Consider the following 21,919-nt stretch of genomic DNA (forward strand, 5'->3'; position numbering starts at 1 on the left):
GTCATTCCCGCGAACGCGGGCTCCGCTTTACTTCGGCGTAGCCGAACATCCAGTGCCTTTGTCGCGACCTGCACGAAAGTCGCTGGATCCCCCGCGTTCGCGGGGATGACGTCATTGAGGCAGCGGCGTCGAGTGTCGGATTCGTCTTGCCTCGGCCTTCGAATCTTGAATCTCAAATCCCGAATCCCGAATCCCCGCCTCAATAAGGCAACGGCTCGCTCAAATGCTTGCCGTTGCTGGCGATCACCTTCGTATACCAGCGCGCACTGTCCTTGGGCGTGCGGTCCTGGGTGGCGTAGTTCACGTGCACCACGCCGAAACGCTTGGAATAACCCAGCGACCATTCCAGGTTGTCCAGCAGCGACCAGACCATATAGCCGCGGATGTCGCAGCCGGCCTGGATGGCGTCGTGGATCGCGCTGATGTGCTTTTGCAGATAATCCATGCGCAGCGGATCGCGCACGCGGCGCGCGCCGCTGACGTCGGGCTCGGCCACCGGCGGGTCGAAGAAGGCCGCGCCGTTCTCGGTGATGTACATCGGGATGTCGCCGTAGCGGTCCTTCACCCAGGTCAGGGTGTCGGTCAGGCCCTGCGGGAACACTTCCCAGCCGGTTTCGGTGTAGGTGCCCGACGGCTGGCGCACCACGCCGGTGTTGAGCGGGTAGCTGACCGCGTCCTTGGTGACGCTGCGGGTGTAGTAGTTGACGCCGATGAAGTCGAGCTTCTGCTTGATCAGGTCGAAATCCGCCTGCGGCCATTCCGGCCAGGCCTCGCCGAAGATTTCGCGCAATTCCGGCGGATAGCTGCCGAGCAGGGCCGGATCGAGGTATTGCTCGTTCATGTAGGCGTGCGCGCGCTTGACCGCGGCGGCGTCTTGCGCCGAATCGGTGGCGGCGTACTTGGGCTCGATGTTCACCACCAACCCGATCTCGTGCTTGCCTTCGGCGCGATAGGCCTGCACCGCCGCGCCGTGCGCGCGCATCAGGTTGTGCGAGGCGATCGGCGCTTCGAAGCGGCTGCGATGGCCCGGGGCGAGGGCGCCGTGCAGATAGCCGCCGTCGGTGATCACCCACGGCTCGTTGAGCGTGACCCACTTCTTGACCCGGCCGTCGAGCGCGCGGTACATGACCTGGCCGTATTCGGCGAACCAGTCGGCGCAGTCGCGGTTGAGCCAGCCGCCGCGGTCGTCGAGCGCGGCCGGCATGTCCCAGTGGTACAGGGTCAGCAGCGGCTCGATGCCGTTGGCCAGCAGCTCATCGACCAGGCGCGAGTAGAAATCCAGCCCGGCCTGATTCACCCGGCCGGTGCCTTCGGGCAGGATGCGCGACCACGACACGCTGAAACGGTAGGCCTGCAGGCCCAGCTCCTTCATCAGCTTGACGTCTTCCTTCCAGCGCCGGTAGTGATCGCAGGCCACATCGCCGGTGTCGCCGTTGAGGGTCATGCCCGGCGTATGGGCGAAGCGGGTCCAGATGCTGGGACCGGCGCCGTCGGCCATCGGCGAGCCCTCGATCTGGTGCGCGGCGGTCGCGGCGCCCCACAGGAAGCCCTGCGGAAAGGTACGGTCAGCGGTAGTGCGGTCGGTCATTGCGTCGTGGCCTCCGGAGCCATTCGGGCCTGCGGTTTGGCCGGCGGATCGAGGCCCGCCGGCAAAGCCGCAAGTGGGACGTGCATGAAAACGGTTACATGGCAGAATAGCCCAGGGCGCGGCCAAATGCATCGCCCCGATCGCATTGTCGGGAGAATTCATGGCGAAGGTCACTCTGCAGCATCTGCGCAAGGTTTATCCGAACGGCTATGTCGGCGTCGCCGACGCCAGCTTCGAAATCGCCGACGGCGAACTGCTGGTGCTGGTCGGTCCCTCCGGCTGCGGCAAATCGACCCTGTTGCGCATGATCGCGGGCCTGGAAACCATCAGCGACGGCGAGCTGCGCATCGGCGAGCGCCGGGTCAACGACATGCCGCCGAAGGATCGCGATATCGCGATGGTCTTCCAAAGCTACGCGCTGTATCCGCACATGACCGTGGCGGAGAACCTCGGCTTCGGCCTCAAGCTGCGCGGCATGAGCAAGGCCGATGTCGCCAAACAAGTCGGCGAAGCCGCGGCGATGCTGGAACTGGAACCGCTGCTGGAACGCAAGCCGGCGGCCTTGTCCGGCGGCCAGCGCCAGCGCGTCGCGCTGGGACGCGCGCTGGTGCGCAAGGCGCAGGTGTTTCTGCTCGACGAGCCGCTGTCCAATCTCGACGCCAAGCTGCGCATGACCATGCGCGTGGAGATCGCGCGGCTGCATCGTCAGCTGGGCACCACCATGATCTACGTGACCCACGATCAGGTCGAAGCGATGACCCTGGGCCAGCGCATCGTGGTGATGAAGGACGGCAAGATCCAGCAGATCGACACGCCGATGGCTTTGTACGAGCGCCCGATCAATCTGTTCGTCGCGACTTTTCTCGGCAGCCCGAAGATGAACATCTTGTGGGGCCCGGTGCTCGAACGCGACGGCGGCCTGCATCTGCGGATCGGCGAGGGCGTGGAGCTGCGCCTGCGGCCGCAGGGCGAGATGCTGGAGAAAGTGCGCGCCTACATCGGCCGCGAACTGATGATCGGCCTGCGCCCGGAAGACATGCATCTGGCCGAAGCCGGCCCGGATACCTTGCCGGCCAAGGTCGAAGTGGTCGAACCGGTCGGCAACGAAGCCTTCCTCAATCTGGGCTGCGGCGGTTGCGATCTGGTGCTGCGGCTGCCGCCGTTCCATCTGCCCGCGCCGGGCGAGACCGTGCACTTGTCCTACGCCGCCGAGCGCATGCATTTCTTCGATCGTCAGAGCGAGTTGCGCCTGTAGTCGCGGCGCGCGGCGGCGCCGAAATCCTCGCGTCGCGATCGCGGCGACGCATCGGGCATGCACGTCGATCAGGCCGCCGCATGCGCAGCGGCCCGGCATGCGCGCAACCCGCGAGTTGAGTCCGATCGCCGCTTGAGTGCACACTTCATGCGTGTGTTCCGCCGCCTGCGCAGTACGGAAGGGGACGCGCCCGTACGGTGGGCGCGACCGGCCTGCGATGTTAGTGTGCCGGGGCACCCGGAGGGATCCAGATGGACAGTCAGTCCGCGACCGGCCGCCGCCGTCCCGCGGCGATACCTTGCGCCGCGCAACGTATCGCCCGTGTTCGCCGGCTGCGCGCCTTGGCCGCGATGCTTGCCCTATTCGCCGCAACAGGATGTCAAACCGCCATGTCCAGTTCCGCCGCAACCGACTCTTCCGCGCAGCCCGGGCCCGGCGCCGGCACCACGGCCGAGTGGCCGCTGCGCTTTCAGCGTCACCGCTTCGGCGGTTTTTGCTTCGACACCTACGGCTGCAGCATCGTCTACAACGGCTTCCCGCACGGCAAGGACGATCCGGACCAGCTCAGCGCCGCGGCGTCCTCGTTCGGCGCCAATTACCAGCAGCGCATGAAGGCCGCGCACCTGGACATCGCCAATTTCCCCGCGCCGGCCGAAGTGAAGTGGCGTTCGAAGGACAAGAGCGAGCACCACGCCAGCATCGACATCGCGGCGATCTTCAACGACCAGCTGATCCGCCATGAGGTCGCCCGCGAGGATGTCGCCGTGGGGGTGAGCGTCAACGATCCGGAAATCATCCTGGAAGTGGACGACCGCACCGTCAACGTCTACATGCGCTGCATGATTCCGCTGAAAAAGCCGCGCGACCCGGCCAATGCGCACAGCGATTTCCGCGCCGACCTGATCCGGGTCTTCAGCCAAACGTATTGATCGACCTGACCGGGCGCGGCCGCCGCAGGCGCGCAGGCCCGGACCGCAGTGCTAAGGAGAGTTTGCGATGGGCGGTGGCAAGAATCCCGACGGCGTCAAGACCTATCCCGCCGACGAGCACGACCTCAACAGCTACGTGGAAGCCGGCGAAAAGCTCGCGCAGTTGCGCGCGCCGACGCTGCTGGATTCCGCCGATCCGCATGCGCGCCTGTTCGTCGCCGCCTTCGACGGCAGCGGCAACAGCATGTACGGCGATGAGCCGAAGAATCACACCAACGTCGCCGAAGTCGTCAAGCAGCTGCAGAACGGCATGCACGACAACATCGGTGTGGGCTACGTCGAGGGCCCGGGGACCCAGAGCGGCTTTTTCAAGAGCACCGTGGACCTCGCCACCGGCCGCACCTTCGAGCCGCGCGTGGAGAAGATGTACGCGCAGTTCATCGAGCAGTCCAAGCAATGGAAGGCCGAAGACCCGGACGCGAACATCAGCCTGGCCGGGATCGGCTTCAGCCGCGGCGCCGAGCAGGAAGCCGCGTTCGCGCGGCTGGTGCACGAGCGCGGCATCCAGGACCCGACCGGCGCGGTCTACAGCAAGGACCGGGACGGCAACATCACCGATGTGAGCTACTCCAAGCCGCCGCTGCAGGCGCCGGGGCAGGTGCCGCAGGCGGTGGGTCTGTTCGATCCGGTCGGCACCGGCGAGCCGCGCAATCACGACCGGCGCCTGCCGCCGACGGTGATGTCGGCCTTCCAGATCACCGCCGAGGACGAGCGCCGCGACCAGTTCAAGTCCACCAATATCCTGCACGACGGCTTCGCCGAGGATCGGCGCTTCCTCAACGTCACCGTCGGCGGCGCGCACAGCAACATCGGCGGCAGCTACGAGCTCAACGGCCTGTCGGTGCGCAGCGGCAACTTGATGGTGGACTACCTCAACGGCCTGAGCGACCGGCCGTATCTGGAAAAGCGCGCCGAGTCCGACGATCCCAAACTCAACGTCGTGCATCGCTCGGACAAACACCAGTTCTTCTACACCACGCACGGGTTCCGCGACGGCGTGCGCGACCGTGTCGATGAGGTGGCGAGCAAGGATCAGATCAGGCACGGCTCGGTCGCCGATCCGCGCAACAAGGAGCCGATCGATCCGGCCATGGACGCGCGTTTCGAGCGTCATCCGGTGCGCATCGGCCCGACGCCGGGCAACGAGCGCGGTATCACCGCCGGCGGCCACGCGGCCGCGGGCGACGATATCGACCGCACCTTCGCCCGGCTGGTCGATGCCGCGCGCAATCGCGACGACGGCGCGTTCCGCGCGGCCACGCAGGACCACGCCCGCACCGAAGCCACCCAGGCGTGGCTGCAGAGCGGGCGCGATCGCTATCAACTCAATCAGGCCGATCAGGCCACGCAGCAACACGGTACGCGCCCGCAATCGCCGGAGCAGCCGCTGTTGCCGCCCGAGGCGCCGCCGAACCCGCAGTCGCGGGCGACCGGGCCGTAACTTCAACGGAGAGCCAAGCAGTGCAGGACGCGCAAGACCTAAAACGATTGGCCGCCGATCTGGCGGTATTCGCTCAGCACCTGCAGGAGCAGAGCGAGCGCGCGGTGCAGCACGTGGACCGCAGCGCCGACGAATTGCATCGCGCCGCCATGGGCATGGGCGCCGGCGCGCAGGAACTGGCCGAGCAATTGGTCGGAGCGGTGCAGGGGCAGGCACGCGACGCCATCGGCCGGGCCGTGGAGCAATCCTTCGGCCCGATCGGCGCGCAGCTGCGCGAAAGCGCCGAGGTCGCCACCCGCGCGGGCAAGGCGCTGGAGGATCAGCGCCAGGGCCTGGAACGCGCGCAGCAGATGTTGATCTACAAGGCCACGCTGGCCCTGGTGGTGGGCTCGGCGGTCGCGGTCGGCGGCAGCTGGTTTTTCATCAGCAAGTCGATGCGCGAGATCCAGCGCGCCAAGTTCGGCCGGGACATCATGGAAGCGACCCGCACCGGCGCCTTGACCCGCTGCGACGGCCAGCTGTGCGTGCGCGCCGGCAAGCGTTTCGGCAGCAAGGGCGAGTATGTGCTGATCGAGTCGCAGCAGTAGCGCGGCATCGGGATCGGGCGGCGACGGACCTGCGACTTTGGCGAACCGGTGATTTATCGACCTTATGAATAAAGCGGCGACGACGGTGCTGGTGACCGGCGGTTCGGGTTTCCTCGCCAGCCATTGCATCGCGCAACTGCTGGCCGCCGGCTACCGCGTGCGCACCAGCGTGCGCGATCTTCGGCGCGAGCCAGTAGTGCGCGCGATGATCGCCAAGGCCGCGGTCGAGGCCGGCGATCGCCTGTCGTTCGCCGTCGCCGATCTGGAGCGCGACGCCGGTTGGGCCGAGGCCGTCGCCGATTGCGATTACGTGCTGCACGTGGCTTCGCCGTTTCCGGCTGGCGTGCCCAAACACGAGGACGAACTGATCGTGCCGGCGCGCGACGGCGCGTTGCGGGTGCTGCGCGCAGCGCGCGATGCGCGGGTCAAGCGGGTGGTGCTGACCTCGTCGTTCGCGGCGATCGGCTATGGCCACCCGGCGCGTACCGCACTGTTCGACGAAACCATGTGGTCCGATCTGAGCGGCGAAGTCGCCGCCTACCCGAAATCCAAGACCCTGGCCGAACGCGCGGCCTGGGACTTCATCGAGCGCGAAGGCGGCGGCCTGGAACTGTCGGCGATCAATCCGGTCGGCGTATTCGGCCCGGTCCTCGGCCCGGATTATTCGACGTCCATCGCCTTCATCAGGCGCATGCTCGACGGCAAGCTGCCCGGCTGCCCGCGACTCGACTTCGGCACCGTCGACGTGCGCGATGTCGCCGATCTGCATCTGCGCGCGATGATCGATCCGGCCGCCAAGGGCGAGCGCTTCCTCGCCGTCGCGGGCGATTTCATGCCGGTGATCGAAATCGCGCGGACGCTGCGCCGCGGCCTGGGCGCGGAGGCGAACAAAGTGCCGACGCGGCAACTGCCCGACTGGCTGGTCCGCGCCACCGGTTGGTTCGATCCGATGGTGCGGCAGATCGTGCCCGATCTGGGCAAGAAGAAAAACGCGAGCAGCGCTAAGGCCCGGCGCGTGCTGGGGTGGACGCCGCGTTCGAACGAGGAAGGGCTTATCGCCGCCGCGCGCAGTCTGATCGAACTGGAACGGGCGAGCGCTTGATCCCTTGTTCGGACTTGACGCATGTCTGCTATGAAATCTGAATCGAACCTCATGGAGACAGAGGATGAATGAGCGCATTCGCGTAAAGGACGTGCGGCTTCTTTCGGACAACTGGTACGTGCTGAAGACGACGACGTTCGAATACCTGCACGCCGATGGGCAGTGGAAGACCACCAGCCGGGAAACCTACGATCGGGGCAACGGCGCCACGATCCTTCTGTACAACCGCCAGCAGCGCACGGTCGTGCTCACCCGGCAGTTCCGCTACCCGACCTACGTCAACGGCAACGCCGACGGGATGTTGATCGAGACCTGCGCGGGCTTGCTGGACGACGACGACCCCGAGACCTGCATCCGCCGCGAAACCGAGGAAGAGACCGGATATTCGATCGGCAATGTCCGCAAGGTGTTCGAGGCCTATATGAGCCCGGGCTCGGTGACCGAGAAGCTGTTCTTTTTCGTCGGCGAGTACAGCCAGAAAGATCGAGTCAGCGATGGCGGCGGTGTGGACAGCGAGGATATCGAGGTCTTGGAGTTGCCCTTCGATGAGGCCTTGCGGATGGTCGCCTCCGCTGAGATCAAGGACGGCAAGACCATCATGTTGCTTCAGTTCGCCAAAACCAGCGGATTGCTGGATTGAGCTTGAATCAATTCACGCAGGGCCCGGCCTGACGACTGGCGCTCAGGTTGCGGCGACCTCGCGCTCGGCGCGGCCGGACTGCCGCTTCAGCATCGCGATCGCCAGCAGCAACAGCGCCATCGGCAGCAGCGACAGATAGAACGCGGTGCCGCCGCCGATGCGGGCGAACAACTGCCCGGTGATGAACGAACCGGTGGTGCCGCCCAGCGCGGAGAACACCACGATCAGCCCGGTCATCGCCGCGTGCCGCGATTTCGGCAGCGAGCTGAGCACGACCGAATTGATCGCCGGATAGATCGGCGCCATGAACAATCCGATCAGCGGGAACACATACGCGGCCAGCGGCGCGCGCATCCAGTTCATGTCCTCGTGCGGCTGCACGTCGCGCGCCAGCGGCAGCGCCAGCAGCACCAGCATCGCCATCGCGATCACGCACACGCTCAACAGCCAGTGCCACGGCACCCGCCGCAGCGCCACGCCCGCCGCCAGCCGCCCCAGCGCCAGCGACACAGCGAAGATGCTCGCCGCCTGCACGCTCATCTTGGTCGGCAGGTGCAGGATTTCGCGGTTGAACGTCGGCAGCCAGGTGCCGACGCTTTGTTCGATCAGTACGTACAGGAACGCCGACACCAGGAAGGCGGCGACCAGCGGCTGGGCGATCAGGCGGAACATGTCGAGGAAGGATTCGCCCGCGGCGTGGCCGTCGCGCGCGGCCGATTCGTCCATGCGCGAACTGGCCAGCAGGATCACGATGGCGGCGGCGAGGGCGGCGAGCAGCCAGTACACGTGCAGCCAGACCGGATCGCCCGGCGACTGCGGATTGATGAACCAGGCGAAGACCCAGTAACCGGCGAGCACGCCGACCATGAACCAGCCTTCGATGATGCTGGTCAGGCTGGCGTGCGCCTGCTTGCCTTCGGTGAGCAGGCCGATGGAGGAGTACACGGAGACTTTCGCCAGGGCGAAGGACGCGCCGGTGGCGATGAACAGCACTTTGGTCATCCAGAACGAAGACAGCACCGGCATCAGCGCGCAGGCGACGCCGACGATGCTCAGGCCCAGCATCATCGCCCGGCGGTAACCCAGCCGCGGCATCAGCGCGGCGGTCAGGAACGAGACCACGGCGATCGGCAGATCCTTGAACGCCTCCAGGACGCTGGCCTCGTTCTTGCTGATGCCGAAGCCCTGGATCGCCTGCAGGATCACGGTGCCCACGCTGTTGAGCAGGATCCCGAACATCATGTAGGTCAGGATCATGGCCGCGATCATGCGACGACGGTTGGCGGCGGTGGAGGGCATCGGGGCTCCGTGAGTGTCGCGGCGTGTAGCGAAGTTTTCGGGCGTTGCGCAACAACTCCCTCTCCCGCTTGCCACCCAAGGTGACTTCCTTCGGGGCGCGGGAGAGGGTTGGGGTGAGGGCGTGCGTGATCGCGACCGCCGGCGTTTGCGTGGATTCTGTCAGAAGGTGGCGCGAAGAGCCTGAGGGCACTGAGCGCAGCGCTTGGCTGAGTTACGCGGCGTTTGCTGATCCGCGAGCCCTCACCCCAACCCCTCTCCCGCGAGGCGGGAGAGGGGCTCCAGTCACATCACCACTTGTAAGCCGCCGAGAACAAGTACTGCCGCCCCGCGATCGGCCGCCCCATGAACACACCGCCGCTGGCCGCGCCCGGCACGCGCACATTGCCTTCGGTCAGACCCAGCTCGTTGGTCACGTTGCTGCCGCTGAGCGCGAACTCCCAGTGATCGCCCACGTGCATGTTCGCGCCGACATCCAGCGTCTCGTACGAAGGCAGCTTCTGGGTATTGGCCAGATCGGCGAAACGGTCGCCGATGCGCGAATAGGTCGCGAAGATCTTCAGGTCGCCGAACGGCAGCGTCCAGAAATAGCTCGGGGTGAAGCGGAACTGCTGCTTGGGCTGGCGCATCACCTGATTGCCGGTGAACTCGCGGTAGTTCTCGTACTTCGCGTCCAGCCACACGCCGGTCAGGGCCAGTTCCAGGCCGCCGATCGGCCGCACCGCGCCTTCGACTTCCACGCCGTAAGCGCGCGAATCGCCGGCGGTGGTGAAGTTGGTGCCGTCGTCGAGGAAGGCCTGGAACGGCGAGTTGGTGAAGCTGTTGTAGAACGCGGTCAGGTACAGGTCGTAGACCGAGTTGCCGGACTTGAAGCCCAGTTCGTACTGATCGATCTCCTGCACCTTGTCGTTGCCGTCGCGCAGGTTGTCGAAGGCCGGCAGCTTGTAACCGGAGTTGGCGCGGGCGAACACGCTGGAACTGTCGGTGAGCTTGTAGTTCAGGCCCAGGGTCCAGGAGAAATGCTTGTCGTCCTGGTCGATGCGGCGCGAGCTTGGCAGCGACACCGAGGTGTTGTTGTCGTACAGCGTGTTCGGATTGCCGTCCAGATCGACCGTGGCGGTGTCGTGCACGGTGCCGTCCACTTGCTGCCACTCGTAGCGGATGCCGCCGTCCAGGCGCAGGCGGTCGTTGATCTGCCATTCGTCGGCGACGAACACCGCGGTGTTCTGGCCGTCGTAGTCGCCGCGCAGGGAGAAGAACGAAGTGCCGGTGAAACCGTCGCGGGTGACCTGACGGCCGTCGGCCAGGGTCAGGTTGATGCGGCGCGCGTTGTTCTGCGCGGTCAGCAGCATGTTGTTGCCCAGGTACCAGGTGTCCTTCGACGAATAACGCGCGAAGTACACGCCCGCCGTCAGCGTATTGCCTTCGAACAGATCCTTGCTGAAACGCAGATCGTTGGTGAAGGATTCGATTTCCTTGTCCACCACCCAGAAGCCCGCGGTCAGCACCTGCTGGTTCGGATCGACCGCGCCGCCGCCGTTGACGTAGGTCGCGGTGCCGGCGCTGCCGAATCCGGCGATGAACGATCCCAGCGTCTGCGGGCTGGCGCCGGTGAACAAGCCGTTGGTCGGGGCGCTGCCGCTGACGAAGTTGACGCGGTCGCTGATGGTCCAGTCGCCCAGATAGAAATCCATCGACGCGCCGAACACGTCGAGGTTGATGCCGCGGCCGTCGGCGAGATCGCGGCTGATGGTCTGCCCGCCCGGGCCGGTTGGAATAGTGACGTGGCGGAAATCGTTGCCGAGCAGGGTGCCGGTCTGCGCATCCAGGCCCGGAAAGCTCGACAGGCTGCTGCCGTTGTTGCGCGACAGCAGCGGGATCGGAGTGAAGAACGCGTTCTTGTCGTTGGTGTGGCGCGCGTACACGGTGATCTCGCCCTTGTCCCAGCTGTGGGTCAAGGTGGCGCTGAACTGGCCGCCCTTGTCGGCCGGGAACTGGGTGTCGCGCACGCCGTCGGTGACGCGATAGAAACCGCCGACGCTGTAGTACCAGCCTTCGGCGAGCTTGCCGCTGTTGAACAGATCGACGCGGCGGAAACCGTCGCTGCCCAGGCCGACGCGGACGCTGCCGGCCGGCTCTTCGCCGCCCTTCTTCTGGATGAAGTTGACCGTGGCGCCGGGCTGGCCGTTGGAGAAGATCGGGCTGGGGCCGCCGCGCAGCACTTCCATGCGGTCGATGGTGTCGTCCATGCGGAACAGCGTGGAGTTTTCCAGGAACGACAGGGTCGGCGGCGGGAACAGCGGCGCGCCGTCCATCTGCACGGTCACGAACGGCGCATCGCCTTCCGACGGCATGCCGCGCACGAAGATGTTCGCGCCGGTGCTGCCGCCGGCCGATTCGGCCCATACGCCCGGTACGACCTTGAGCGCGTCGGCGGTGCTCAGCGGCACGGCTTCCTGCAACTGTTCGGCCGATGCGGTGGTGATCGAGAAACTCGCGTCGCGCTTGCGCAGGCCCTTGAAGCGGGCGGTGCCGCTGACCACGACCGCGTCGAGCGTGGTCGCCGATTCGTTGGCGGGCGCGGCGGCCTGCGGCGCCGGGGCGGCCGCGTCCTGGGCCAGCGCGAGGCCCGGCGCAAGGGCGACGGCGATCGCCGCCGACAGCGCGTAACGCATCAGCCGGGTTTGTTCGACGCCTGCGCGTTGGCCGGCTGCGTGCTTGAAAGTGGTCTGTTGCATGGTGTTCTCCCCACCCATCGTTATGGATTGTTGGTCAGTGGCGGTCCTGCCGCGGCGGTACGTGCCGCGCGCGGTCAGGGCGAAACGAAAGCGTTCAGATCGAAAGAGGCGATATCGGGCAGGCAGGCGTCGGCGCGCGCCAGCGTGGCGGCATCGCCGATGCCGACCGCGGCCATGCCGGCGGTCTTGATCGAAACCACGCCGGCCGCGGCGTCTTCCAGGCCGATGCACAGCGACGGCGCGACGCCGAGCGCGGCGGCGACATCCAGGAAAATGTCCGGCGCCGGCTTGGCGCGGGCGATCCGCGCCGCGTCGGCGATGTAGTCGAAGCGATCCGCGATGCCCAGGCGGTCGAGCAGGGCGGCGGCGTTGCGGCTGGCCGAGGCCACGCCGAGCTTGAGCCCGCGCGTGCGCGCCTGTTCGAGCACGCGCGCCACGCCCGGGAACAGATCCTTCGGCGTGACCTCGGCGATGGCGTCGACGTAGTAACCGTTCTTGCGCTCGGCCAGCGCCAGTTTCTGCTCGGCGCTGAGCACCTTGCCGGCGTGGCGCAGGATGATCTCGAGCGAACTCATCCGGTCCACGCCCTTGAGCTGCTCGTTGACGTGCTGGTCGAACGGCAGGCCTTCTTCGTCGGCCATGCGCTTCCACGCGCGGTAATGGGTTTGCGCGGTGTCGGTGAGCACGCCGTCGAGATCGAAGATCAAGGCCTGCGCCGGGCGCGGAAACGCCAGTTTGGCGTCGTCGCCGGGCGTGGCCAGCGGCTTGCGCACGGGCGCGCCGGTGCGCAGTTCGATGCGTTCGCCAGCGTGTTCGATGCTCAGCGGCGCGCCGTCGAGCAGAACGTATTCGACGCCGTCGCGGCGCAAGTTCACCCGCAGGCGCCGGCCCTGCCAGCGCAGGCCGAAGCCAAAACCACGCCATTGCCGCGGCAGAGTCGGCGAAAACTTCAGCTCGCCGTTAGAAACACGCAAGCCGGCGAACCCCGACACCAGTCCCAACCACGTCCCAGCCAACGCCGCCATGTGCACGCCGTGATCGGTATTGCCGTGCAGATCGTCCAGGTCCACGCGCAGGTTGTCGTGGAAGAAGCGCTCGGCCTGATCGGCCAGCCCGACTTCGCTGGCGAGAATGCCGAACACCGACGCCGACAACGTCGAGTCATGGGTCGTCACCGCTTCGTAGTAGTCGTAGCTGCGGCGCTTGACCGCGGCCGGAATATCGTCGCCGGCCAGCACCAGCGCCATCACCACGTCGGCCTGCTTGCAGATCTGGTGGCGGTACAGGGTGATCGGGTGGTAGTCGAGCAGCAGCGGGCGGTGTTCGCCCTCGTGCTTCGGGAACGGCCAGCGCGGTTTGTCGAGGAAGGTGTCGTCCTGGGCGTAGATGCCCAGCGCCTGATCGAAATGCAGGAACATGCGCTCGCCGGCGCGGCGCCAGGTGTCGATCTCGTGCGTTTCCAGTTGCAGGCGCTGCGCCAGCGCCTGCAACTGCTGCGGGCGTTCGCGCTGCAGTTGTTCCCACACCCGCACCGCACGCAGCAGATGCTGCTGGGCCATGCGGTTGGTGTAGAAGTTGTTGTCGACTAGGGCGGTGTATTCGTCCGGACCGGTGACTTCATGGATGCAGAACGCGCCCCCGCGGCGCGGGTTGAAGTGGCCGATCTGCGGCCAGATGCGCGCGGTTTCGAACAGGATTTCGGCGCCGCATTCGAGCAGGAAGTCGATGTCGTCGGATGCGTCCAGATACAAGCCCAGTCCGTACGCGACCGCGGCATTGATGTGATACGCGGCCGAACCGGACGGGTAGTGCGCCGAACATTCGCCGCCGGTGATCGTGCGCCACGGGAACAGCGCGCCGCGCGCATGGTTCATCTCGCGCGCGTGCTTGCGCGCCGGCTCCAGTGCCAGGAAGCGCGCGTGCAGCATCGCGCGTGCGACCTCCGGCGCGGTGTAGGCCATCACCGGCAGCATGAAGGCCTCGGTGTCCCAGAAATAATGGCCTTCGTAACCTTCGCCGGTGAGGCCCTTGGCGGCGGTGCCGTTGATGCCGTCGCGACCGGCCGATTGCAGCAGATGGAACAGGTTGAAACGCAGCGCCTGCTCGGCGCCGGCATCGCCGTCGATGAACAGTTCGGCGCCGTCCCAGAACTGCGCCAGCGAAGCGGCCTGGCGCGCGGCGATCGCGTCGAAGCCTTGCGCCGCGGCCTGATTCAAGGCCTGGGCGGCGTGCGCGGGCAGGTCGGTGGCGTGCGGATTGGTGTCGGTGGCGTAGACCACGAACTTCTCGATCGTCGCCGTCTGCCCGGGCTGCAACTGCGCGAGGTAGCGCTGGGCGACGTGTTCGGCGCCGATCACGGCCTCGCCGAAGCTCAGCCCTTCACCGAGGCGATGGGCCTGGCTGCAGACCACGCGCACGCCGCTGCGGCGGGTCGCCTGGACCACATCCGCGCTGCGCTGGTCGGCCTGGCGCGACAGCAGTTGCAGGCCTTCGGCCGAAGCCACGCCGATCCGCGGGTCGTCGCCTTGCTCGGCCGCGGCGTGGCCGCATTCGATCGCCGAGACCAGGGCGAGCGGGCCGCTGTAGTCGATGGAGGCGACCGTGTAGCGGATCGCGAGCAGGTCCACCCCGGCCGCGCCGCTGTCGAACGGCAGCACGCGCTCGGCGCGGATTTCGATGCTGTGTCCCTGCGCGGTCTTCAGGCGCAGGCGCCGGCGCAGCAGGCCGCTGCGCAGATCGAGTTCGCGTTCGAAGTCCAGCCATTGCGCCGCGTCGATGTCGAGCCGTTGCGAGCCCAGCCACACCGCGATGCGCTGGCCGTCGGCGACCGGCAGGCGGGTGTCGGTGCTGCGGGCGAAGCCGGGGAAGCGTTCGTGATAGTGGATCGGGTGTTTCTCGAACACCGCGGCGAGGAAGCTGCCGTCGCTGCCGCCGTCGGCTTCTTCGAAACCGCCGCGCACGCCGAGCGAGCCGTTGGCCAGCGCGAACAAGGTCTGGTCGCGGCGCGCGCGGGCCGGGTCGAAGGCGTCCTGGCGCAGGCGCCAGGCGTCGGGCGCGTCGGTCGAAGCGGTGTCGGAGGCGAGGGGTTGAGGCTGGATCACGCGAACGGGGCCCTGGATCTGGACGCCGCGGCGGGTATCGCGGCGGCTTGGAGGCGGACCCTAGGGATTCATTGTTATCGATGTCAAGTTATCGATAACAGTCGGTACACCCGATGCCGGCGCGGGGTGCTGACCACCGGCGCACGGCGCGCCGGATCACGAAACCTTAACCCCTTCGAATCAGCCGCTTAGCCGATTGTTGCGATGCGCAAACCGGCGTCGCCCGAACGCTGCAACGCAGCCCGGCCGCGCTGCGTTGCAGCATGTTTCAGCGGGCCGGCTGCGCGAACGCCGCCGCTACCGCCGTCACGGATTTTCAGAACGCATCGCCATGCGGTTTATGGATGTGTAGCGGCGTAGGGATTCAGATCCAGGCGCAAGGAATCGAAGTACTGCAGGCGATACGGCACCGTGGTCAGCACGCGAGCGTCGCGGTGACTCACGCTAACGGCACTGGCGATGCCGAGTACACGCGGAAACCGCGCGGTTTCAAAACGCGAATGGCGACTGTGTCGCTGTTGTGCGAATCGGCTTAAGTCCTCCGCGTTCGGACAGCGGAATTACAGCCAGGTGAACATCGTGATGAGCAGCGCGATCGCCCAACCGCCGAGCCAGGCCCGCAAGGTCCGGGTCACCGCGGAATAAATCAGCGTGGCGATCAGGAACACGCCGGCCACGATCGGGCCGAGGAAGATCAGGAGGTAGGCGTGGCCCAGGTTGTCGCCCTGGAATATCCACGCGGTCAGCAGATTGATGACGACGGCAAACCCCAGCGGCAGACCGAAGCTGATGTAGGCCTGTTGCGAGATGGGCTTGGGCGGGACGGGTTGCGGGTCGGTCATGTCGAGTCCTTTCGTGCGCTGCGCGCGCGCATCTGCGCGATCGGCATTGTCGGCGATAGCGGCCGCATGCGCCGCATCGCGATGCGCCGGCTGAATCCGCATCATCGCCAAGCCAACGCTCAGGTGACGCGCGCCACCAGATGGGTGGGCAGAATTTCCGACTGCGCCGGCTCGCCCTCGATCATCGCCAGAATCTTGCGCGCCAGCGACACCCCGGCATCGACGAAGTTCTGGTGGATCGAGGTCAGCGGCGGCAGGTAGGTGGCGCCCAGCGGCGTGTCGTCGTAGCCGATCACCGACACGTCCTCGGGCACGCGCCGGCCGCGTTCGATCAGCGCGCGGATGGCGCCGATCGCCAGCAGATCGCTGGCGGCGAACAAGGCGTCGAACTGCGGATGCTGGTCGAGCAGGGCGTGCACCGCCTGGGCGCCGGCGCTGACGGTGAAATTGGCCACGGTCGGGGTCAGCGGCACGATGCCGTGTTCGGCCAGGGTCTGGCGGTAGCCCTGCAGGCGTTCGGCGAACTCGCCGTGGGCTTCGTCGCCCAGAAACACCGGCCGGCGCCGGCCCAGGGCCAGGAATCGTTCCGCCGCCAGCTTGCCGCCCCGATGGTTGTCGCTGCCGACCACGACCTGCGATTCGTGCCGGCTGACCGCGCCCCAGACCACCATCGGCCGGCCCCAGCGCCGGACCTCGTGCATGGCGTCCTCGTGCGCGCCCTGGCCGAGCAGGATCACCCCGTCGGCGGCCTGCACGCTGGGCAGCGCGCCGCCCTGCAGCGAGGTCAGCAGCACGCTGTAACCGGCCGAGGTCAGTTCCTGGCTGATGCCGCCGAGCAGGTCCAGCGGGTAGGGGCCGGACATCTGCCGCTCGACGGTGGGTTTCATCTCGACCACCACCGCCACGGTCATGCTGCGGCGCAGGCGCAGGTTGCGCGCGCTGATGTTGAATTGATAACCCTGGCGTTCGGCCAGTTCCTTGATCTTGGCCCGGGTCTCGGGATTGACCAGCGGGCTGTCGCGCAGGGCGCGCGAAACGGTGATCGCCGAGACCCCGGCCAGTTCGGCCAGATCGGCCATGGTCAGGTGTTCGCCGGCCTTGCGGGCGGGGTTGGATGCGCGCGGTCGGCTCATGCGGGGCGTGTCGCTCCATGTCACGTTGGCGACGGCGAGTATTCGCGACTCGGGTCGGATGGGCCGTGCATGTTTACCACGGCCGGGCCGTGGGCCGCATGGTCGCGGGCCGATCGCCGTCCCAGGATGGGACGCCGGCGGGTCCGGGCCCGGCGGCCCTGCCGCCGCGGCCGCCACGGCAAAACCGCGGCGTCGACGGCGGGCTCGGCTCCGGCCCGCTATACTCGCGAGGAAGCACGGTTTGGAACCGCGTCCTGCCCATACGATTCAATCACTTGGGCGTACTGTCTAACCTAAATTCACGGTCGCGCCCCGGCGCGCCAAGAGGCCACACCGCCGCATGCGTCTGTCCACGATCAAGCTGTCCGGTTTCAAGTCCTTCGTCGATCCGACCACGCTGCACCTGCCCACCAACATGACCGGCGTGGTCGGTCCGAACGGCTGCGGCAAGTCGAACATCATCGACGCGGTGCGCTGGGTCATGGGCGAGAGCTCGGCCAGCCGCCTGCGCGGCGACTCGCTGACCGACGTGATCTTCGCCGGTTCCTCGGCGCGCAAGCCGGTGTCGCAGGCGATGGTCGAGCTGGTGTTCGACAACTCCGACCACACCATCACCGGCGAATTCGCCGCGTTCAACGAAATCTCGGTCAAGCGCACGGTCAGCCGCGACGGCACCAGCCAGTACTACCTCAACGGCGGCAAGTGCCGCCGTCGCGACATCACCGATCTGTTCCTCGGCACCGGCCTGGGCCCGCGCAGTTACTCGATCATCGAGCAGGGCATGATCAGCCAGATCATCGAGGCCAAGCCCGAAGACCTGCGCGTGTACCTGGAAGAAGCCGCCGGCATTTCCAAGTACAAGGAACGCCGCAAGGAAACCGAAACCCGCATCCGCCACACCCGCGAAAACCTCGACCGCCTGAACGACCTGCGCGAGGAAATCGGCAAGCAGCTCGAACACCTGCGCCGCCAGGCCCGCCAGGCCGAGCAGTACCAGGCGATCCAGGCCGAGCGCAAGATCAAGGACGTGGAGTGGAAGGCGCTGGAATACCGCGCCCTGGATCAGAAACTGCAGGTCCAGCGCGAGAAGCTCTCGCAGCAGGAAACCCGCCTGCAGCAGTTGATCGCCGAACAGCGCGAAGCCGAGCGCGAGCTGGAAACCGGCCGCGTCGGCCGCGAGGAAGCGGCTTCGAGGCTCAACAAGGCCCAGGCCGCCAGCTATGAAGTCGGCGGCGCGCTGGCGCGCATCGAGCAACAGATCCAGCACCAGCGCGAGATGTCCAGCCGCCTGCTCAAGGCGCGCGACGAGGCGATGGCGCAGTTGGCCGAGATCGGCGAGCACATCGGCAGCGATCAATCGCGCCTGGACGTGCTGATGGCCGCGGTCGCCGACGCCGAACCGCGCATCGAAGCCATGCGCGAGGACGACGAAGCGCGCCAGGACGCGCTGCGCGACGCCGAAAACAAGCTCAGCGACTGGCAGCAGCGCTGGGACGCCCACAGCCGCGAACAATCCGAAGCCGCGCGCGCGGCAGAAGTCGAACGCACCCGCATCGAAGGCCTGGACCGGCAGACCCTGGACGCCGACCGCCGGCGCGAATCGCTGAGCAGCGAACGCACCGGTCTGGACGTGGCGGCGCTGGCCGACGCCTTCGAACAATTGCACAGCCAGCACGATCTGCAGAAAGAATCGCTGGACAGCCTCAGCGAAGAACTGGAAGTGCGTAAGTCGGCGGTGTCGGACCTGCAGGAACAGCAGCGCTCGACCCAGAACCAGCTCGCCGAAGTGCGCAAGCAGGCGCAGACCTCGCGCGGCCGCTTGTCGTCGCTGGAAACCCTGCAGCATGCCGCGCTTGGGCAAGAACAAGGCGCGGCGCTGACGTGGCTCAAGGCGCGCGGCCTGGATTCGGCGCAGCGCGTCGGCGAAACCCTCACCGTCGAGCCGGGCTGGGAAAACGCGGTGGAAAGCGCGTTGGGCCAGTTGATCGAAGGCGTGCTGGTGGAAGCGCCCGAAGCCCTGGTCGATGCGATCGGCGAACTCGGCGAAGGCCGTTTGACCCTGGTTTCGCCCGAGCGCGACAGCGCCACGTACGCGGCGACTTCGCTGGCCTCGAAGGTGCAGGGACCGGCGGCGATCCGCCGGCTGCTCTCGCGCCTGCACGGCGCCGAGGATCTGGCCGCGGCGCGCGCGCTGCAGCCGAGCCTGGGCGCGGAAGAAACCGTGATCACCCGCAACGGCGAGCGCCTCGGCGCCGGCTGGGTGCGGGTGCTGCGTTCGGGCGCGGCCAAGCAGGGCGCGCTGCTGCGCGAACGCGAAATCCAGACCCTGCGGGTGGAGATCGAAGAACTGCAGACCCGCGAGCGCGAGCTCGAACAAAACCAGATTCAACTGCGCGACCGCTCGCTCGCCGCCGAGCAGCATCGCGAAGACGCGCAGCGCACCTTGTACATGGCCCATCGCGGCGTGTCCGAACTCGCCGGCCAGTTGCAGAGCCATCAAGGCCGCCTGGATTCGGCGCGCAGCCGCATCGAGAAAATCGACGCCGACCTGGAACAACTGCTGATCGGCCTGGACGCCGGCCGCGAGCAGGCGCGCGAGGCGCGCATGCGCCAGGAAGCCGCGGTCGAACGCATGGGCGAGTTGGAAGACACGCGCCTGCAGCTGGAATCCGAGCGCCGTTCGCTGTCGGAAGCGCGCGACGCCGCGCGCAATGCCGCGCGCGAATCGCGCGACGCCGCCCACGCCTTGAGCCTGACCCTGGAAACCCAGCGCGCGCAGATCGCCGGCCTCAGCCAGACCCTGCAGCGCATGGGCGGCCAGCGCGGCCAGCTCGATTCGCGTCTGAGCGAACTGTCGGCCCAGCTCAACGACGGCGATGAGCCGGTGGTCGAGCTGGAACAGCAGCGCCAGGTCGCGCTGGAGCAGCGCGTCATCGCCGAGCAGGATCTGACCGCCGCGCGCAGCGCGCTCGACGGCATCGACAACGATCTGCGCAAGTTCGAGCAGACCCGCCAGCAGCGCGACGAACAAGCGCTGCAGCAGCGCGAAGCCATCGGCTCGCGGCGCCTGGAACAGCAAGCGCTGGTGCTCAAGGCCGAAACCCTGACCGAGGCCATCGCCGAAGCCGGCGCGGTGCTGCAGGACGTGGTCAATTCGCTCGACGAAAACGCCGAACCGCAGACCTGGGAACGCACGGTCATCGAGCTCGACAACAAGCTGCGCCGCCTGGAGCCGGTGAATCTGGCCGCGATCGCGGAACACGCCGAGTCGCAGCAGCGCAAGGATTATCTGGACGCGCAGTTCCTCGACCTCAACACCGCGCTGGAAACTCTGGAAGAAGCGATCCGCAAGATCGACCGCGAAACCCGCGGCCGTTTCAAGGACACCTTCGACCGGGTCAATTCCGGCGTGCAGGAGCTGTATCCGCGCCTGTTCGGCGGCGGTCACGCCTATCTGGAACTCACCGGCGAAGACCTGCTCGACACCGGCGTTGCGATCATGGCCCGCCCGCCGGGCAAGCGCGTGTCGAACATCTCGCTGCTGTCCGGCGGCGAGAAGGCGATGACCGCGGTGGCGCTGGTGTTCGCGATCTTCCGTTTGAATCCGGCGCCGTTCTGTTTGCTCGACGAGGTGGACGCGCCGCTGGACGAAGCCAACGTCGGCCGCTTCACCGCGATGGTCAGCGAGATGAGCGAACAGGTACAGTTCCTGTTCGTGAGCCACAACAAAGCGACGATGGAAGCCGCGCAGCAACTTTCGGGCGTGACCATGCGCGAACCGGGCGTAAGCCGCCTGGTCTCGGTGGATTTGGCCGAGGCGACGCGGTTGGCGGGTGCGGCGTAGCCGCACGGGAAACGGGAATAGGGAATCGAGAATGGTCAAAGCATTCCGGCCGAGCCTGTCACCATTAGTCTTAATTCGATCATTTGGAGTTTGGAACTGGAGGTAGAGAATCGATGGCCGACACGGCGCTTTTTCACGATTCCCGATTCCCCATTCCCGATTCCCGCAGCAAGAGGAGCAACGAATGTCCGACGTGACCCTGATGAGGATCGGCATCCTGATCGCCGGCCTGATCCTGATCGGCGCCATCGTGTTCTTCGGCCGCCCGCGCAAACCCGGGCAGGGCAAGCGCGTCGCGCGCGAAGACGAAAGCCGCGCCGGCGAGCGCAAGCCCGGACCGCGCCAGGAGCCGACCCTGGGCGAGCAGATCGAAAGCGAGCTGGGCCAGAACGGCGCGCCCGGTGAGGCCACCACCCAGGCCGAGCTGGAGCTGTTCGACAAGACCCTGGAAGGCGGCGTCAACGCCGCCAACAGCGAACTCGGGCGCCGGGTCAGCGAGGAGTTCGACAAGATCGTCACTCTGTACCTGGCCGCGCGCGCCGGGCAGAAGCTGCACGGTCCCGACATCGTGGTCGCGGCGGAGAAGGCCGGCCTGGTCTACGGCCACATGGGCGTGTTCCATCGCCTGGTCGAAGGCCATCCCGAGCGCGGCCCGGTGTTCAGCGTGGCGAACATCATGAAGCCCGGCAGCTTCGACATGGCCACGATCCAGTCGCTGGAGACCCCGGCGGTGGCGTTCTTCCTGACCTTGCCTGCGCCGGTTCCGGCCTTGGACGCATGGGAAACCATGCTGCCGACCGCGCAGCGCATGGCCGAACTGCTCGACGCGGTGGTGCTGGACGAACAGCGCAACGCGCTCGGCCGCCAACGCATCGCTCACCTGCGCGACGAACTGCGCGCCTACGACCGCCAGCGCGAAGCGCCGCCGCTGAGCAAGCCGACGCGGTGGTAATCGACGCGGCGGCTACGCCTTTCTAGCCGCACCGCAAACACCCGAGCCTCCCCGAAGTCTCTTCCCCCCTTTGAAAAAGGGGGGCAGGGGGGATTCGCTTTTGCTGTTCGCACAGTCCAAAGCAAATCCCCCGCGCGCCGATTGTCGATACAGACCTCCGAGCCCCGCAGCGCGCAGCCCCCTTTTTCAAAGGGGGCATATTTCCGCGCCCGCATTCGCGCCAGCACATCCCCGCGTCCCCCGAAGTCTCTTCCCCCCTTTTAAAAGGGTCTTAGGAAGCAAACGCCCCTCAGAGGGGGTTGGATCGTAGCAACTTAAGGGTCGCCCGATAGAGGTCGTCGTGGCGATGGTTGAAGCGAAACTCGCACTCCTTGAGGTGCAGGTAGAAGGTGGTCTTGGCCAGGCCGTTGA

General features: G+C 66.8%; 14 protein-coding genes and 1 pseudogene. 8 read left to right on the forward strand and 7 right to left on the reverse strand.

The window, feature by feature from the left end:
- Positions 1-199 precede the first annotated feature (199 nt).
- The gene (locus tag AB4Y92_RS24040) at positions 200-1,588 is read right to left on the reverse strand and encodes a GH1 family beta-glucosidase (protein ID WP_441821916.1); all 1,389 of its coding nucleotides are present in this window, start codon (positions 1,586-1,588) and stop codon (positions 200-202) included.
- A 160-nt stretch (positions 1,589-1,748) separates the two neighbouring features.
- Here AB4Y92_RS24040 and AB4Y92_RS24045 point away from each other — a divergent pair, with 160 nt between their 5' ends.
- The 6 genes from AB4Y92_RS24045 (at position 1,749) to nudK (ending at position 7,602) form a co-directional block, all read left to right on the forward strand.
- Positions 1,749-2,843: an ABC transporter ATP-binding protein gene (locus AB4Y92_RS24045; RefSeq protein WP_441821917.1), complete on the forward strand. Its 1,095-nt coding sequence runs from the start codon at positions 1,749-1,751 to the stop codon at positions 2,841-2,843.
- Positions 2,844-3,232: 389 nt separating this feature from the next.
- Positions 3,233-3,772: a hypothetical protein gene (locus AB4Y92_RS24050; protein WP_441821918.1), complete on the forward strand. Its 540-nt coding sequence runs from the start codon at positions 3,233-3,235 to the stop codon at positions 3,770-3,772.
- Positions 3,773-3,839: 67 nt separating this feature from the next.
- On the forward strand, positions 3,840-5,273 hold the full coding sequence (locus AB4Y92_RS24055; protein ID WP_441821919.1) for a phospholipase effector Tle1 domain-containing protein: 1,434 nt from the start codon (positions 3,840-3,842) through the stop codon (positions 5,271-5,273).
- A gap of 20 nt (positions 5,274-5,293) precedes the next feature.
- Positions 5,294-5,860: a hypothetical protein gene (locus AB4Y92_RS24060; RefSeq protein WP_441821920.1), complete on the forward strand. Its 567-nt coding sequence runs from the start codon at positions 5,294-5,296 to the stop codon at positions 5,858-5,860.
- 64 nt (positions 5,861-5,924) lie between these two features.
- Positions 5,925-6,962, forward strand: coding sequence for an SDR family oxidoreductase (locus AB4Y92_RS24065; protein ID WP_441821921.1), 1,038 nt, complete (start codon positions 5,925-5,927; stop codon positions 6,960-6,962).
- A 64-nt stretch (positions 6,963-7,026) separates the two neighbouring features.
- Entirely contained in the window at positions 7,027-7,602 is a 576-nt protein-coding gene (nudK, locus tag AB4Y92_RS24070; protein WP_441821922.1) for a GDP-mannose pyrophosphatase NudK, read from the forward strand.
- Positions 7,603-7,644: 42 nt separating this feature from the next.
- Here nudK and AB4Y92_RS24075 read toward each other — a convergent pair whose 3' ends face one another.
- From AB4Y92_RS24075 to AB4Y92_RS24095, 5 genes are all read right to left on the reverse strand, one after another.
- Positions 7,645-8,901, reverse strand: a complete 1,257-nt coding sequence (locus tag AB4Y92_RS24075; RefSeq protein ID WP_441821923.1) for an MFS transporter — start codon at positions 8,899-8,901, stop codon at positions 7,645-7,647.
- 287 nt (positions 8,902-9,188) lie between these two features.
- Positions 9,189-11,573 (reverse strand): TonB-dependent receptor, encoded by a 2,385-nt coding sequence (locus AB4Y92_RS24080; RefSeq protein WP_441821930.1) that lies wholly within the window; start codon positions 11,571-11,573, stop codon positions 9,189-9,191.
- A 137-nt stretch (positions 11,574-11,710) separates the two neighbouring features.
- Positions 11,711-14,737 carry a beta-phosphoglucomutase gene (gene pgmB / locus AB4Y92_RS24085; protein WP_441821924.1) on the reverse strand — a complete coding sequence of 1,009 codons (3,027 nt, stop codon included), beginning with the start codon at positions 14,735-14,737 and terminating at the stop codon, positions 11,711-11,713.
- A gap of 560 nt (positions 14,738-15,297) precedes the next feature.
- Positions 15,298-15,579: a hypothetical protein gene (locus AB4Y92_RS24090; protein ID WP_441821925.1), complete on the reverse strand. Its 282-nt coding sequence runs from the start codon at positions 15,577-15,579 to the stop codon at positions 15,298-15,300.
- Positions 15,580-15,698: 119 nt separating this feature from the next.
- The gene (locus tag AB4Y92_RS24095; RefSeq protein ID WP_441821926.1) at positions 15,699-16,712 is read right to left on the reverse strand and encodes a LacI family DNA-binding transcriptional regulator; all 1,014 of its coding nucleotides are present in this window, start codon (positions 16,710-16,712) and stop codon (positions 15,699-15,701) included.
- A gap of 340 nt (positions 16,713-17,052) precedes the next feature.
- Between AB4Y92_RS24095 and smc the strand changes: the two genes are divergently transcribed.
- Together smc and zipA are read left to right on the forward strand one after the other, a co-directional pair.
- Entirely contained in the window at positions 17,053-20,556 is a 3,504-nt protein-coding gene (gene smc / locus AB4Y92_RS24100) for a chromosome segregation protein SMC (RefSeq protein ID WP_441821927.1), read from the forward strand.
- Between the two features lie 184 nt (positions 20,557-20,740).
- A complete protein-coding gene (zipA, locus tag AB4Y92_RS24105) occupies positions 20,741-21,508 on the forward strand; it encodes a cell division protein ZipA (RefSeq protein WP_057943128.1) in 768 nt (255 codons plus the stop codon).
- A gap of 289 nt (positions 21,509-21,797) precedes the next feature.
- Here the strand turns inward: zipA and AB4Y92_RS24110 are convergent.
- A pseudogene (locus AB4Y92_RS24110) lies at positions 21,798-21,919 on the reverse strand (IS1595 family transposase); the annotation flags it as partial.

It is taken from the genome of Lysobacter sp. TAB13, assembly GCF_052113885.1.
Taxonomy (GTDB): domain Bacteria; phylum Pseudomonadota; class Gammaproteobacteria; order Xanthomonadales; family Xanthomonadaceae; genus Lysobacter; species Lysobacter gummosus.

Coding starts and splice junctions, on each gene's coding strand:
- zipA (WP_057943128.1), top strand. CDS start 20,741: ATGTCCGACGTGACCCTGATGAGGATCGGCATCCTGATCGCCGGCCTG.
- AB4Y92_RS24040 (WP_441821916.1), bottom strand. CDS start 1,588: ATGACCGACCGCACTACCGCTGACCGTACCTTTCCGCAGGGCTTCCTG.
- smc (WP_441821927.1), top strand. CDS start 17,053: ATGCGTCTGTCCACGATCAAGCTGTCCGGTTTCAAGTCCTTCGTCGAT.
- AB4Y92_RS24075 (WP_441821923.1), bottom strand. CDS start 8,901: ATGCCCTCCACCGCCGCCAACCGTCGTCGCATGATCGCGGCCATGATC.
- AB4Y92_RS24045 (WP_441821917.1), top strand. CDS start 1,749: ATGGCGAAGGTCACTCTGCAGCATCTGCGCAAGGTTTATCCGAACGGC.
- AB4Y92_RS24090 (WP_441821925.1), bottom strand. CDS start 15,579: ATGACCGACCCGCAACCCGTCCCGCCCAAGCCCATCTCGCAACAGGCC.
- AB4Y92_RS24055 (WP_441821919.1), top strand. CDS start 3,840: ATGGGCGGTGGCAAGAATCCCGACGGCGTCAAGACCTATCCCGCCGAC.
- AB4Y92_RS24065 (WP_441821921.1), top strand. CDS start 5,925: ATGAATAAAGCGGCGACGACGGTGCTGGTGACCGGCGGTTCGGGTTTC.
- nudK (WP_441821922.1), top strand. CDS start 7,027: ATGAATGAGCGCATTCGCGTAAAGGACGTGCGGCTTCTTTCGGACAAC.
- AB4Y92_RS24080 (WP_441821930.1), bottom strand. CDS start 11,573: ATGCGTTACGCGCTGTCGGCGGCGATCGCCGTCGCCCTTGCGCCGGGC.
- AB4Y92_RS24095 (WP_441821926.1), bottom strand. CDS start 16,712: ATGAGCCGACCGCGCGCATCCAACCCCGCCCGCAAGGCCGGCGAACAC.
- AB4Y92_RS24050 (WP_441821918.1), top strand. CDS start 3,233: ATGTCCAGTTCCGCCGCAACCGACTCTTCCGCGCAGCCCGGGCCCGGC.